Origin of the sequence: Lysinibacillus canaveralius (assembly GCF_047301505.1) — a bacterium.
Lineage (GTDB): Bacteria > Bacillota > Bacilli > Bacillales_A > Planococcaceae > Lysinibacillus_B.
The window spans coordinates 690557-705828 of record NZ_CP154840.1 but is presented as its reverse complement, the minus strand read 5'-3'; the positions used below and the strand labels follow the sequence as shown (position 1 = coordinate 705828).

The window sequence follows — 15272 nt, the reverse complement described above, 5'->3', positions numbered from 1 at the left end:
ACTATGTGTATTATCATTTCAAAAGTCGAAATAGTTCATAAGAAAGGCGGTGTGTCATGGCTAAAGCTAATAACAATGTGGCCCTTTATGTATTAATGTTTAACCTTTTCATAACAATGGGAGGCATTGGTATTATCGTACCGGTTATGCCCGCATATTTACAAGTATTTGGTGTAGGAGGACAAGTCCTCGGATTTCTAATTGCAGGCTTTGCACTGGCACAATTTTTACTTTCTCCTATTGCGGGGGAATTGTCTGATCGCCACGGAAGAAAGATATTTATTATCGGGGGACTTGTCGTCTACGGTCTAGCCCAAATTTTATTCGGCCTTGCTGATGCAGTATGGGTATTATTTATTTCCCGTTTCCTAAGCGGTGCAGGAGCTGCCTTTGTTATGCCTCCAATCATGGCCTATGTTGCAGACATTACGACAGTAGAGCAACGCGGAAAAGGCATGGGGATGCTCGGAGCTGCCATGAGCCTTGGCTTTACAATTGGGCCTGGACTCGGCGGGGCTTTATCGGGAATCAATTTACATTTTCCTTTTTATGTAGCGGGAAGCGCTGCATTGATTGCCGCTATCTTATCATGGCTGATCTTGCCGAATATTAAAAATGCCGTCGATACGGCTGCTGCAAGACCACCACGTGAAAACTTAGTAAAACAAATGGTGAAATCAACAAAAACATCATACTTTGTATTTTTAATTGTCGTTTTCACTTTCAGTTTTGGCATCTCTAACTTCCAGGCAACATTATCACTTTACCTGGATCATAAATTTGACTATACACCATTGGATATTTCCATTATTTTAACAGTTGGCGGATTTGCGGGAGTTATTCTTCAAATGTTCGTCATTGATAAATTGTTTAAGAAATATGGTGAAATGAAGGTTATTTTAGTCAACCTTTTATTAGCAGCTGCGACGATGCTGCTTGTCATTTTTGTAAGTGGCTTCTTCATTGTTTTAGTTGTTGCTACTTTGTTCTCTATTGCAACGACGTTTATCCGTCCAGCAGTAAATACGCTAATCAGTAAGGTTGCAGGGAATGAACAAGGCTTCGCTGCCGGCATGAACAATGCTTATATGAGCCTTGGTAATATGTTCGGACCTGCATTAGCTGGTATTCTCTTTGACTGGAATATGGAATCTCCGTATATTTTAGGAACGGTTGTATTGGCTGGCTGTTTTGTACTTGCCTATACATGGACAAACAGGAAAGCCTCCTATCTGCTGCAGCCATCGAAATCGGCTTAATTAAAAAAAGGGTCGCTACGAGAAATATTCTCGAGCGACCCTTTTCTTAATAAGAGGAAGAATAGCGTACTGCAGCTATCCAATTTATGAAAAAAGAGATGCCAGGAAGCTTTCGCTTTCTAGACACCTCCCATTTTATAAGCTTCGAATAAATGCCTCAACAAACCCTGTATTGAACGCCAGCAGCTCTTCATCAGGATTCATCTTCGATTGATGTAGTCCGTATGAGCAATTGGCACCGCTCCAAAACATAGCTCCTGGGATTTCCTTAACAAAATACCCGAAATCTTCCCCTGTCATAGCAGCCGGACAGTGATAGTCCGTTGCCCCATCGTATTCCTTTGCAAAGGCTAATAGACGTTCTGCACATGCAGGGTCATTATTTACTTCATAATACATTGAGCCGTAGTCGATAACCACTGAACATTCGAAAGCGGCCTCTATACCAGCGCAAATTGCCTCTATTCGACGCTTTACCTCCTGCATGGAATCAGCATTCAATGTTCGAATTGTACCTTCTAAACGGGCATTTTCTGCAATAACGTTCTGCACTGTACCGGACGTCATTTTTCCAACAGTAATGACAACACTATTCATCGGATCAATGTTACGGCTGACGATTGTCTGCAGCTGAAGCAAAAGATTCGCTGCAGCAATGGTCATATCCCGTGTTTTATGAGGATAAGCAGCATGTCCGCCAACGCCTTTTAAGTCAATGAAGAGCTCTGATGTATTAGCGAATAGCAATCCTGGACGAGTAGCCACCGTGCCTACGGGATATTCCGGTGCAATATGGAGCGCATAGATTTCATCGCACACAAGATCTGGCCTCTCTTCCTTCAGCCAATTTAACATTGGCTCTGCGCCCCCAGGACCTTCCTCGGCAGGCTGGAAGTAGACAATGACATTTTGCTTTGGTCGATTGGCAGTAAAAGCTTCGACAAGACTAAGTGCAACTGTCATATGACAATCATGGCCGCATGCATGCATATGGCCTGCATGCTTAGACGCATAATCAACACCTGTTTCTTCTGTGACAGGCAGTCCATCGATATCCGTCCGCCAGCCAATCGTTTTAGTTGGACTCGTACCAGCAATGCGTACGATAACACCTGTACGCCAAGTTGTAACTGCCAGATGTTCCTGCGGCAATTCTGCTAAAAATGCCAAAATATACGCCTGTGTTTTAAATTCCTGAAAACCGAGCTCCGGAATTTGATGCAGGGCCCGGCGGATTTCAATCAATGTTTGCATGCATTCACCTTCTTAAATATTTCGTAATGCGTCAATTACTTCTGTTTTTGACTTTGTTTTTTCATCTAACTCTTTTAGTACGCGGGCTGGAACCCCTCCAACTACTGTATAAGGAGCTACGTCTTCAATAACAATGGCCCCTGCAGCTACAACAGCACCTTTTCCAACACGTACGCCTTCTAGTACGACTGCATTGGCACCGATCACTACATCATCTTCAATAATAACCGGCTGTGCGCTTGGCGGCTCAATTACGCCGGCAAGCACTGTACCAGCACCAATATGACAATTTGCACCAACCGTTGCACGTCCGCCAAGAACAGCACCCATATCGATCATTGTTTTTGGACCGATTTCCGCTCCAATATTTATAATTGCACCCATCATGATGACAGCCTGGTCACCAATTGTAACTTGATCACGAATAATTGCACCTGGTTCAATACGAGCATTCACATGTTTCATATCTAGTAATGGTACACCTGAATTTCTTCTGTCGTTTTCAACTACATAGTCTTCGATTTTTTCGCCATGGCTTTGCAGAGCTGCCTGTATTTCGCTCCACTCACCGAACACAACTGCGCTATTACCTTCGCCGAATACCTTTGTATCTTGTCCGTATGATAAAGATGCTACATCTTCACCTTTTACGTATACTTTAACCGGTGTCACTTTTTTTGCAGTGGAAATAAACTCAATAATTTGCTGTGCATTCAACTTTTCGCTCATCTTATTATAACCTCTCTCTATGTAAGAATAATTAACACGTTTTGATTGTACTAAAATTTCTGTCAAATATCACGTAATTAATTTTTATATTCATATAAACAGCGCGCATGATCCTGTACGACATCAACGAAAGCCTGGACCTGACGCAGTTCGAAGGCAGATTCATAGCCGATCAGCCATGTATCCCGTGTCAGCCCCATATCATTATCAGAATGAAGGAGCGGTAACTTATTTACCTCCTCAGAACCATTCAATGTAATAGAAGGTAAAATGGCAAAACCAATCCCATTGAGCGCCATCTGCTTGCACGTTTCAATTTGGTCAACGATGATTTGATGCCGTGGATTTTGATTGAAATGGCGCTGCCACCACTGTAGAATTTCCTGATAATAATCCGAATCACTTTTAAATTGGATGAATGGCCGGTCAGTTGTATGTAAATCATCCAGCGCCTGGATTTCCTTATCGACTAAGTACATCATGTCCCGAAATAAGTGGATTTTCTTCCCTTTCCAGTCCGCCTGCCCACGTACGATACCGATATGTGCTTCTCCTTCATACAAGGCTTTAACAATCTCCGAGCTCCAGCCTGTCATCAGGGAAATTTTTGTATCCGGATATAATGTAACAAAGTCCTTTAACACTTTTGGCAGCCAATTTTGTCCGACGATGGAGGCACATGCAATCTTCAATGTCCCGTGCACCTTTGAATTCAATGCCTGGATTGTTTCAAAGACTTCCTCGCGTCTTGCAATCTGTTCATTTGCATACTGAATGACAAGCTCCCCTGCCGGAGTTGGTGTCAGCCCTCGCTGCGAACGAAGGAATAGCTGTGTTCCCCATTCTTTTTCAATAGACTGTAAACGCTGAGATAGGGCAGGCTGAGTTAAAAACAGTCGTTCTGCCGCTTTTCGCATATTTCTTTCTTCAGCGAGCACTTTAATGATTTCCGCTTCCGTTGCTGTCATCAAATTCCCTCCTTCTTGTTTAATCGATTTTTGCGTTACTGCGCCTTGAGGATTTTCTTTCGCCAAACGTTTGAACATTCGTTAAATAAAATCTTTCTATAGCAGCCGTCTATAGATACAGGACCTCTGCTGAAAGAAGTTAAAAATCGACAAAACCCTTTATGGATTTTGCCGATCATTTTTATCCTTCACTTTGATAAATATATTTTTTTAGTTGTTTTAAAATGACACGACGAGTCATAATACCAGCAAAGGTTCCATCCTCATCCACTACGCAAAGAAAAGCATGGTTAATGACGAGATCAAGAGCACGTTTGAAAGTATCTGTAATTTTTAAATAAGCGACTTCCCTTTCCATTATATCATCTACCTTAATATCTGGTAGACGGTCATATTCAATTCGCTCTAAGCCCAAAATTGCTTCCGTAATCATTTTACTGCTAAGCAATCCCTGTAATCGGTATTTAATATCCAATACAGGTATAGATGAGTAACCTGTACGCGTCAAGACAAGTAATGCATGTTCCGCACTGTTTCCACTTTGGACATGGGCAACCTTCTCAGATGAAATAATAAAGTCTTTGATAGGTATATCCAATAATTCTTTGTTGTTTGTTGAAAGCATGTCATTCTACTCCTTTACTGCCCAAAAATCGAACAGGATAGTACACTCGTAATTATCATATCACACTTGCTTTTAGAGTGCCTATGCATAGGAGCCCTGAAATTCATAAATTTTTCCTTTTATTATTATATAAGAGGCTGCCGCGGTTTCAACATAAATACTGGAAAGCCCGCTCCCCTTTTCTACGGGCAAGCTCGTTAAAAAATGGAAGCAGGAGCACTATAGGCCATATAATTAATCGCCTGCAGTGCTCCTTGTTGGTTAGAACCTTCCGTTATCTACTTGCCGCTGCGTAATAGAAAATGACGATTGCCATGAATATTCCGACAACAAAGTACATCATAATAATAGGGTTCAGCAAAAACGGGTGACGGGCAACTGCCGAACTAATCGTGTCATGCTCCGAACCACGGCGATCAATATGTTTTCCAACAGCTACAGTCGAGTAAGCCGCAATTCCGCATAAAGCAATGACAATAATGCACGCTCCCCACCATAATGCATTCATCCAAACATCCCCCTTTCGTTTCTATTTAGTATGAGCTTATCTGCCGCAAATTTATGCAGTCAGGGCACGAGCGGATTTACGATCTTCATTCGCCAAGGATGCTGTTTCTATCATGCTATTATAACAAGCAGGATTGCTTATTGAGTGAGCTATCTACATAGTAAGAAATGAACGAGTATTTTATATGTATTTTGTAAAAGGAGATATATTGCAGGAATCGGCAAATGCAACACGTAATATTCGCTTTTCGGTACAGCGTAGTATACGGATATAGCCAAAAATGTACATTTCAAAGAGGGCTAATAACTTTGAGCAGACAAATAAAAAAGCTATCCTAGAAAAAGTCAGTTCAATGACTTTCAGGACAGCCCTTCGTTAATTCATTAAGTATTGTGTAATCATTTGTTCAACTGGGAGCGGTTTGTCATAAAGGTAGCCCTGAACTTTTTTACAGTGAAGACTACTCAAAAACTTTTCTTGATTTTCCCGTTCCACACCTTCTGCTATCACTTCTAAACCGAGGCTATGAGAAAGGGAAATAATCGCCTCGACAATCGCTTCATTCTTCTCATCCTTCTCGATATCAGCTATAAACGATTGATCAATTTTTATAATATCAATTGGATAGGTTTTTAAATAACTTAAGGAAGAGTAACCTGTACCAAAATCATCTACCGATACATAAACCCCTATCTTTTTAAGCTTTTGTAACGCAAGTGTAGTATCCTCTACATTTGTCATAGAGCTTTCCGTTATTTCCAGCTCTAATAAAGCAGGATCTAGATCATAGCGCTTAATCAACCGCTCAATCTTGTTTACGAAATCCGCCTGCCTAAATTGCTTTGGTGAAATATTTACAGCAATGCGGACCGGTCTATATCCTTTTTCTCGCCACTCCTTCATATACTTGCCGACTCTCTCTAGTACCCAATCACCAATCTCTAAAATAAGACCCGATGATTCTGCAAGGGGAATAAATTGGCCGGGTGTGACAAAACCAAACTTTCGATTATGCCAGCGAATCAATGCTTCAAAACTATCAGTTCTTTTAGACTGTAGATCAATTTGAGGCTGAAAATGGATGGACAGCTCATCTAATTCAATTGCTCTCCGCAGATGAGCCTCTAGCAATGCTTCGTTCGGGAATACTTGATTCATTTCTTTTTGATAGAAGCTATAATGGTTCCTGCCATGACTTTTTACATGGAACAATGCCTGGTCTGCATGGTGGAGCATTGTATCCAGCTGCGGGCTTTGTTCCGCAATACTAATAGCGATACCGATTGAAGCAGTCACATAATAATCTTGCTGTTCAACAACAATCGGTCTCTTAAGCAGCGTCAAAATGTGCGCGGCTAGCGTCTCTACTTCTTCGTGCTCCTGATAATGGAAGGTAAAGACAAATTCATCCCCGTTGTAGCGAAAAACCTCACACTTCTCATTTCGCAGTCCTTTAAACCAGCTGCTAATAATGGCTATCATTCCATCCGCCATTGGCTTTCCAAGCGATTCATTAAATTTCTTGAATCGATCCAGGTTGACAATCAGAAGCGCTGTATTCAGCCCCTTCTTTTGTTCCATCATGGCTTCCCAACGATCCTGCAAAGCCCGGCGGTTCAATAAACCTGTTAATTCATCTTCGTAAGCAAAATGCTCATGGTCGGTGACTGGTCGTAAAACGACAAAGAATAATGGTTCGTTATTTACTATAAGGTTCTGGATATAGCAGGCATACTGCTTTCCTGCTTGAATATTTATGTATTGTACTCCTCGGCTTTCTTCGGCAACGAAAGCACGTATCACTTCCCAATCCTCTGCCCCAAAGAAGCGCTCAGCCTCCAATTTTTTTTCTGGAAAATTACCGAACAATCGGATGGCCCTTTCATTTGTTTCTTCAACGATATAACGGCACTGCACTTCTTTCAACATGACAACAGCATCGAATGGATTTAGTCGAATGATTTGCTGTAAAGCCTGTTCTCTCTCTTCTGGTATGATTCTTATCACCTCGGACCCTCCCATCCAACAATCACCATGATGCTTTTTCATTTTATATAGCCTCACTAATCAGCAAGGCTATACTAATACCAGTCATCACTCTACTCTACTCTTCCACAGGCTCTCCAATTGCCTCCTGCAAGAAGATTTCCTGGCTATTGATTTTCTTGTCGCTATTATGGTCTTCTTTATAGTGATATTTTCCATTCGAATCCTGTATACGGGCTTTTTGAGTATCCTGCAGCTGCAGTTCCATAATGCGCTGAATTCGCTTTTTAATATCCGCAGCATAAACAGGAAATAAAATTTCTACCCTTTTAATCATATTACGTGTCATCATATCTGCTGAAGATAAAAAGATTTTATTTTCACCATTGTGGTGGAACCAATAAATACGAGAATGCTCCAGGAAACGCCCAACGATGGAAGTGACCGTAATGTTTTCACTAATTCCCGGAATGCCCGGCCGTAAGCAGCAAATCCCCCGGATGATCATCTCCACCTTCACTCCGGCTATCGATGCTTCATAGAGTTTCATCATTAAATCTTTATCCGTTAAGGAATTCATTTTGACCCGGATAAAACCGTTGCCATGTTTTTTATGACATTCGATTTCCTCATCGATGAGACGGATGAATTCGTCCCGAATATCAAATGGCGCTACGACAATATGATGGAATTGTGGTTTTTCTGTGTAGCCGCTTAAATAATTAAAAAAGTTAGTTGCATCGATACCGAATTCCTTATTAGAGGTGATGATGGCCATATCCGTATAAATCTTCGCTGTAGCGTCATTATAGTTTCCTGTGCCAAGGTGGACAAACCGTTCAATCTTCCCTTGGCGGCGGCGGACAACTAATGTAATCTTTGAATGCGTTTTTAAATTGTTCATCCCATAAATAACAAGACAGCCCGCCTGTTCAAGCAGTTTTGCCCAGTGAACATTGTTCTCTTCGTCAAAGCGTGCTTTCAATTCGACTAACACCGTCACCTGCTTGCCATTCTCAGCTGCTTGCTTCAACGCTTGAATAATAGGAGAATTACCGCTCACACGATATAACGTTTGTTTAATTGCAAGTACAGATGGATCGCTTGCTGCCTCTGTAATGAAATCCACAATCGGGACAAAGGATTCATAAGGGTGATGGAAAAACAAGTCCTGAGTCAATGACTTTTCAAAAATATCTTCATCTGATCCTAAGTCCAGCGGTGGTTGAGAGATAAAGCTTTCATACTCGAGATGCTCGCGTCCTATAGAAATAGCCTTTACAAAGGAAAACATAAATGTTAGATCAAGAGGACCATCAATTTTAAATACATCTGATTCGCTGATTTCGAATTCATCGAGCAAATAAGCAAGTACCTCTTCATTCATTTCGCCATCACGTACTTCCAGACGTGAACCGACTCCCCACTTACGTTTTTTTAGTTCTTTTTCGATTTCAGAAAGAAGATCTTGAGCTCCTTCTTCATGAATCGTCAAGTCTGCATTTCTTGTCAGTCGAAATGCCTGTGATGACTTGACCTTATAACCGAAGAACAATCGATCGATATGGCTTGTAATTACATCCTCTAACAACACAAATATTGCTTCATCTTCATCAGATGGTACTTTAATAAACCGATCTAATACTGATGGAACTTGTACAATGGCGACACGATCTGGATTTTCTCCATCCGCCTGATTATTTTCCAACCTAACAAGAAGGTTTAATGTCTTACCAAGCAGTGTGGGGAATGGGCGATAGGCATCCACAGCTACCGGCGTTAGCACAGGAAAAATGGTTTCTTCAAAAAGTTCATTAATATATTGCTTTTGTTCTATCGACAAATATTTGAAATCTTTTATATGAATCTTTTCCTCTGGCAGACACTCATCGACTAAAAAACGGTACACCTCTGTTTGGCGACGTACGAGTGCTTGTGTACGTTCTGCAATTTTCGCTAGTTGCTCTTTAGGTGTGAGACCGGATTTATTTTCAGGTTTATGGAAGCCCGCTCTAATTTGATCTTGAAGACCGGCAACACGTACCATAAAAAATTCATCAAGGTTTGAGCTGAAAATTGCCAGAAACTTCAAACGTTCTAAAAGCGGATTATTTTCATCCTCTGCTTCCTCGAGTACACGTTCATTAAAGGCCAGCCAGCTAAGCTCCCGGTTATTATAATATTGAGGTTTTGCAATTTCATCGAGTATTGCTGTGTTTTCAAAATCGGTCGCCGCCGTCTCCGCAAGCCCAGGGTTCAAGTATGCCTTTTGCAGTTCTTCAAAATTGATTGTCATACTCATTTCCACCTTTCTTCTTTAAAATGAAGCTGCACCTCACGCTTAAATACACGTTCAATATGTTTTTTTGCCTTTTCTGCCTGATATATTTCGGCTATTGCGCTTCCTTTTATAATCACCTGTATATGAATAACTTGATCAATCATTTCTAATGTTACCTGCTTCGCTACGTTTCTTTTAGATACGTTTAAAGCATAGACGAATTTCAATAATGCCCCGAAGTCTCTTAATTCCTTCAATTCCTCTCTCGTTAGCCACGTCTGGAATGGAGCTGAAAAGCGGCGGAAGTAATCACGATTTTTATAGGAAGCTAATAGTGCCAGCTTGATTCGATTAATATGGTTCATCCCTGCAATAGACTGATTCGACAATAGGTAAAAAGTATGTTGGCTCGAGGAGTCGAGCTCAATATACTCACCGATCCCAAATACCTTTGCTGCCCGTTGAATTAATCGCAGATCCTCCTCTTTATAGTTGAATAATTCTAAGTCACAGCACTCTCGATATAGCTGTCCACTTAACTGATGAAGAGTGTCCATTTCTTCCTCAGAGCGCCCATATTCAAAAGCTATCCTTTTCGCATTTTCCGCAAAAACATTATATTTATCAAATGCTTTTGCATCTCCCTGCAGCACCCGATTAATAATGAGTCCTTCACGCAGTCCTTTTTTGCTTAATTGAAAGTTCTCTGTACCTACTACATTCATAAGTGTCGTAAATACCTCCAGGGCTGGCACAATAATATCAGCCCTATCAGTTGATAGCCCATCTAGTTGTTTTAGCTGTTCAAATGTCATTTTGCTGAGATTTCTCTTCAACCCTAGTAAATCTGCTTCCCGCATTTCATATTGATGAATACCTGAAAGAGGATATTGGATTTGCTGCTGATGAACCTGCGCTACATTCCTGGCACTTCCACCAATCGCAATGATCGGCAAATTCACTTTCCGAATCCAATTTAGCGTTTCAAACTGTTGTTTCACATAGACGTGCAGTGCCTGCCGTTCCTCCTCATTCATAATGGAACCACTGACGAATTTTTGCTTCAAGCTCACTGTGCCAAAAGGGAAGCTATAGGTTTTTTGAAGCTTTTTGTTTTTGAATAGCGTTATTTCTGTAGAACCGCCGCCTATATCGATTGTGACAGCTGAAGGTGTATCCATGGAATTAACGACTGCCAAGAAGCCAAAATAGGCTTCCTCCTCTTCAGACAGAATGTCCAGTTCTATTCCCGTCTCCCTCTTCATGCGTTCTACAACTTCATCTCTATTAACCGCTTGGCGTACTGCAGCGGTAGCGGCAGCAAGTATATCTGTCACTCCATAATCCTCTAATATTTGCTTGAATGACAAAAGTGTTTGCGATAAAAGACGTATGCCCTCTTCGCTCATTTCACCGGAAGGGAGCAGATACGTACGCAGGCGTGCTGCTGTCTTGATGTTGCCAAATTCATGAAGCCCTTCATTTTTATCGTATTTATACAGCACAAGCCGAATTGTATTCGAGCCGATGTCAATAATAGCTGTTTTTAAGTTATTCATGCGGTTCACTTCTTTCTCTCTTTAATCAGCAACACAGCTATCCATTAACATTCATCCCGATTTTTCTCTATCATACAAAACTCCGAAACCTTTTCATTTTAGATGCGGTCTATTGCGCTTCAAGCCTTACTATACATTTCTATCTTTACTTTGAAAAAAAAGCCGGAATACCATAATAGCACCCGACTTTTCTCATCATATTTTACTGATTACAGGCACTGTTATTTAGAGAATCAATTGATCCATACGTAAAATAAGTTCTGCAATTTCCGGTTTTGAAATTTGATCCTCTGCTCCTACTTCCTCCCCTTTATGGCGAAGGTCGTCTGTGATTAAGCTCGAGAAAATGATAACTGGAAGCTTCTCCAAATCTGGGTTAGATTTAATTTTCTTTGTTAAATGATGCCCGTCCATTTGCGGCATTTCAATGTCTGTTACCACCAGTTGAACATGCTTTTCAATATTTTTATCGGCCTTTACAAGCGCCTCCAAATAGTCGTACGCATCCCGGCCATTTTCAAAGAAATCTACATTTGCATACCCTGCTTCTGACATCGTATCGAACAGCAGTTTACGCAGCAGCGGTGAATCTTCTGCAACAATCACCTTCTTTTCAGTACGATCACGCTTCCCTAACTTTTTCACCGATTCTACACTGATACTAGAGGCTGGATTAATATCCACCATAATGCGCTCAAAATCAAGCAGGAGAATCATCTCATTATTGTATTTTACTACCCCAATAACCTGTGATGCCCCGCCTTGATACATATCCGACGGCTTTTCAATCTGATCCCAAGAAATACGGTGAATTTGTGTCACATTATCAACATGGAATACAACACGCTGCTTATTAAATTCCGCAACAATATATTTTTGCTGTGGATTACGCTCTGCATGTGGGATGCCTAACACTTTCAGCATATCTACTACTGGCAGAACCTCTCCACGAAGCTGGATAATCCCCTCTACATGCGGATGTGCATGAGGAATAAATGTCACATTCATAGGCTGAATAATTTCTTTCACCTTAATTACATTAATACCAAACTTATTATTAGCGACTTCAAATTCTACAATTTCAAGCTCATTTGTACCGCTTTCTAATAAGATACCTTTGTTTTCCTTTACCAAAACTTGCCCGCCCCTTTCGACGTTTACCTATATATACAGTAATTGTATCATAGACAGGGCATTTCTCCTATATTCGATTTTTAGGATAATTCCGAAGGGCATGTGACAAAATGGGCGTTTTTTCACAAAAGGAACATTGCTTTTTTGCTTGTTCTACTTTTCTGTATAGTATTGAATTAATGCCTGTGTTCCTTTTTCCCCATAACCTCTTCTCACCAGCTCTTCATATAAATCTTTGGCTAATGTAAGGCCCGGCAGCTGAAGGTTCATTCTTTCCGCCTCTTCAATGGCAACTTTAATATCCTTGACCATATGCTTTATATAAAATCCTGGTTCTAGATCACCCTTTAGCATTCGCGGTGCCAGATTAGTTAATGACCAGGATCCTGCAGCCCCGGAAGTAATCGATTTCAGGACATCTTCCATAGAGAGACCAGCCTTTAAACCATAGGCCATCGATTCACATACTCCAATCATTCCTGAGGCAATGACAATTTGGTTGCACATTTTAGCATGTTGCCCGGCACCAGCCGAACCATGGTAGACTATATTCGCACCAAATATTTCAAGAATAGGCAGCAGCTGATCGAATATTTCTTTTTCTCCTCCAACCATAATAGAGAGTGTGCCATTTTGCGCTCCTACATCTCCACCAGATACCGGGGCATCTATAATATGTATCTCTTTTTCTCGACCCAGCTCAAATAATTTTTTCGCTAGACTTGGCTCTGATGTCGTCATATCTACAGCAATAGCACCGGTTTTCGCTGTCCGAAAAATTCCATTCTCGCCTGTAAACACTTCCTCCACATCTTTAGGATAGCCTACCATCGTTAAGATAATATCCTGCCCTTCACTTGCTTCAGCAGGTGTCGATGCCCACTTCGCTCCGAGTTTCACAAGTCCATCTGTTTTACTCTTTGTCCTATTATAGACTGTCACTTCATGACCAGCCTTGAGTAAATGTTTAACAATGCTTGTACCCATTACACCTGTACCGATAAAGGCAATATTCTTTTTCATTTTACATTCCTCCTTTTTATTAGTGTATCAAATCTCAAGAGGAATAATCTGAAAAATTCGAATGGATGTAAAATTTTATAAACTGACCAGATTAGGAGTCGGATTAAAACATCTTTATTACTTTATTACAAAAAAAGAGAGCAGCTGCTTCTCGGCATCTGCTCTTAAGGGGGAAATGAGAATGTTGCTGTGTTCAAAAGTATTATTCCCACTATTTTAAGACTTAAACATTTTTTTAAAATTTATTGCAGAAAGTTTTTTTGAATAAATTCATTTTCCTTTTCATCCGTACTTAGCATATCGAATTCATTTAGCAATTCATCAAGTCTTCTACTTAGTTGGATTGTTTTTGCATTTTGAAAGCCATGCTTCAAACCGGATTGAATCATGAGTGTACGTGTAAGTTCTACTTGCTTTAAAATGCCTTTTTCCATTGGTTGCCCCCCATATGAAATAAATTATTAGTTTATTATACGATAAATTGAATGTAATGGGAAATATTTCATGTTCTAGGAGCCTTTAAAAATGTAAAAATTATATTCCCGCCTTGTTTCGCTTCCCCACGGAAATGCTTAAACTGCGAATCCTTTACTAAAACCTCACGAAAGGCTAAAAATTCCGCCTTTGAAATTTCTACCTTCTCTATCTCACCACTTCGTAACTGATCTAATAATTGTTTATATGTTTCCAAATTTTACTCCACCTTTTCCTTAGTAACCCACCCCTATTATACAATTGAAACACTTGTATGAGGTGAAAAGACAAATTTTGATGTTAATTTTCCCGAAGCTGTATTGGCTTTCTCAGCGCGGCGCATGCTCCTGGCTCTTGTAACATTATAAGAAAAAGAAGCTGGCACTTTCCATCTCTAAAAGCTATACGGGAAAATAGGCTTAAATTATAAAAAAATACTATTTCTTATTATTAATTATTCAAAAAACTCTTTACCTTTTCCCAAAATTGAGGCACACTGTAAAGTATTAGTCGATAAAGGAGCTGACTGCTTGTGAAAATAGCTGAAGTTGGGAATGTTGTCGAATTTAAAGACGGTCTGCAGGGACTAGTGGAGAAAGTAAACGAAAATTCCGTTATTGTTAATTTGACAATCATGGAAAACTTCCACTATCTAGAAATGGAAGAAAAGACAGTGGTAAATCATAAAAGATATAAAATACTACATAGTAAAGATGCATAAATGTTTTCACTCCTTTTCATCTTAAAAAGATGATGAAGGGGTGTTTTTTTGTTACACTGTAATCCAGGAGGGAACTAGAAAATGATGAAACATAAACAAACGATCGTGCTCCTTCTATCTTTACTTTTCGTTTATGCTATGCTGATCTACACATTTGGGGAGGAAGCTATTTTTTGGTACTTGTATGCTTTTACTCTCTTAGTGGGAATCGCTATCGCCCTTATTTTTGGGAAGCTCGAGGACCAGCTTCCAACTTGGCGTTATTTAATTTACGGAATAGGGTATGGAACGATTACATACGGCCTTGTCAAATTAGGATATGTATTGCTTCCGTATATCGATAGCTCCGCTGAAAAAGACATCGCCAAATTTCTGGCAACATATGGACCAACAAATATTTGGCATTATTTAATGCTAATTTTCATTATCGTAATCGGTGAAGAGATTTTTTGGCGCGGCTATGTTCAGCAACAATTAAAGCGCTTTACTTCTCCTTTATATGCGGTATTCATAACTGCTCTTTTATTTTCCATTTCCCTCGCAGTCAGCGGTTTCCTGCCAGGCGCTCTTGCAGCGATTATTGCTGGCTTAATATGGGGTGGATTATATGAATGGAAGAAGAGTCTGCCATTGATTATTGTCGCCCACCTTACTTTTGTGTTGTTATTATTTCTAATTTTGCCTATTATTTAATTAAACGGAACTTACTTCCCTGCAACACGTCAAATTATTAACAAGGAGGACAAGAAGG

At 40.3% G+C, this 15272-nt stretch carries 15 protein-coding genes; 3 read left to right on the top strand and 12 right to left on the bottom strand.

The genetic code is table 11. From position 1 onward, the window contains the following. Positions 1 to 56 precede the first annotated feature (56 nt). On the top strand, positions 57 to 1259 hold the full coding sequence (locus tag AA0Y26_RS03390; protein ID WP_413365127.1) for an MFS transporter: 1203 nt from the start codon (positions 57 to 59) through the stop codon (positions 1257 to 1259). 135 nt (positions 1260 to 1394) lie between these two features. On the opposite strand, the gene AA0Y26_RS03385 is transcribed toward AA0Y26_RS03390, so the two are convergent. From AA0Y26_RS03385 to AA0Y26_RS03330, 12 genes are all read right to left on the bottom strand, one after another. Continuing rightward, positions 1395 to 2513: an N-acetyldiaminopimelate deacetylase gene (locus AA0Y26_RS03385; RefSeq protein ID WP_413365126.1), complete on the bottom strand. Its 1119-nt coding sequence runs from the start codon at positions 2511 to 2513 to the stop codon at positions 1395 to 1397. A 12-nt stretch (positions 2514 to 2525) separates the two neighbouring features. Then, a complete protein-coding gene (gene dapD, locus AA0Y26_RS03380) occupies positions 2526 to 3242 on the bottom strand; it encodes a 2,3,4,5-tetrahydropyridine-2,6-dicarboxylate N-acetyltransferase (protein ID WP_413365124.1) in 717 nt (238 codons plus the stop codon). Between the two features lie 77 nt (positions 3243 to 3319). Then, positions 3320 to 4210, bottom strand: a complete 891-nt coding sequence (locus AA0Y26_RS03375; protein WP_413365123.1) for a LysR family transcriptional regulator — start codon at positions 4208 to 4210, stop codon at positions 3320 to 3322. A gap of 181 nt (positions 4211 to 4391) precedes the next feature. After that, the gene (cbpB, locus tag AA0Y26_RS03370; protein WP_413365121.1) at positions 4392 to 4835 is read right to left on the bottom strand and encodes a cyclic-di-AMP-binding protein CbpB; all 444 of its coding nucleotides are present in this window, start codon (positions 4833 to 4835) and stop codon (positions 4392 to 4394) included. 274 nt (positions 4836 to 5109) lie between these two features. Beyond that, on the bottom strand, positions 5110 to 5343 hold the full coding sequence (locus tag AA0Y26_RS03365; protein WP_413365120.1) for a short-chain dehydrogenase: 234 nt from the start codon (positions 5341 to 5343) through the stop codon (positions 5110 to 5112). 375 nt (positions 5344 to 5718) lie between these two features. Next, positions 5719 to 7350, bottom strand: a complete 1632-nt coding sequence (locus AA0Y26_RS03360) for a putative bifunctional diguanylate cyclase/phosphodiesterase (RefSeq protein ID WP_413365118.1) — start codon at positions 7348 to 7350, stop codon at positions 5719 to 5721. Positions 7351 to 7447: 97 nt separating this feature from the next. After that, entirely contained in the window at positions 7448 to 9625 is a 2178-nt protein-coding gene (locus AA0Y26_RS03355; RefSeq protein WP_413365116.1) for an RNA degradosome polyphosphate kinase, read from the bottom strand. Between the two features lie 2 nt (positions 9626 to 9627). Further along, complete coding sequence (locus tag AA0Y26_RS03350) at positions 9628 to 11169, bottom strand: Ppx/GppA family phosphatase (RefSeq protein ID WP_413365115.1); 1542 nt, start codon at positions 11167 to 11169, stop codon at positions 9628 to 9630. A gap of 225 nt (positions 11170 to 11394) precedes the next feature. Further along, positions 11395 to 12303 carry a chemotaxis protein gene (locus AA0Y26_RS03345; protein ID WP_413365113.1) on the bottom strand — a complete coding sequence of 303 codons (909 nt, stop codon included), beginning with the start codon at positions 12301 to 12303 and terminating at the stop codon, positions 11395 to 11397. A 153-nt stretch (positions 12304 to 12456) separates the two neighbouring features. Next, on the bottom strand, positions 12457 to 13326 hold the full coding sequence (locus tag AA0Y26_RS03340) for an NAD(P)-dependent oxidoreductase (RefSeq protein WP_413365111.1): 870 nt from the start codon (positions 13324 to 13326) through the stop codon (positions 12457 to 12459). 242 nt (positions 13327 to 13568) lie between these two features. Then, on the bottom strand, positions 13569 to 13760 hold the full coding sequence (locus AA0Y26_RS03335) for an aspartyl-phosphate phosphatase Spo0E family protein (protein WP_413365109.1): 192 nt from the start codon (positions 13758 to 13760) through the stop codon (positions 13569 to 13571). A gap of 68 nt (positions 13761 to 13828) precedes the next feature. Continuing rightward, positions 13829 to 14017 (bottom strand): hypothetical protein, encoded by a 189-nt coding sequence (locus AA0Y26_RS03330; RefSeq protein WP_413365107.1) that lies wholly within the window; start codon positions 14015 to 14017, stop codon positions 13829 to 13831. Between the two features lie 315 nt (positions 14018 to 14332). Between AA0Y26_RS03330 and AA0Y26_RS03325 the strand changes: the two genes are divergently transcribed. Together AA0Y26_RS03325 and AA0Y26_RS03320 are read left to right on the top strand one after the other, a co-directional pair. Further along, positions 14333 to 14521, top strand: coding sequence for a YkvS family protein (locus AA0Y26_RS03325; RefSeq protein WP_413365105.1), 189 nt, complete (start codon positions 14333 to 14335; stop codon positions 14519 to 14521). Positions 14522 to 14602: 81 nt separating this feature from the next. Continuing rightward, positions 14603 to 15214, top strand: a complete 612-nt coding sequence (locus AA0Y26_RS03320) for a CPBP family intramembrane glutamic endopeptidase (protein ID WP_413365103.1) — start codon at positions 14603 to 14605, stop codon at positions 15212 to 15214. The last annotated feature ends 58 nt before the right edge of the window (positions 15215 to 15272 follow it).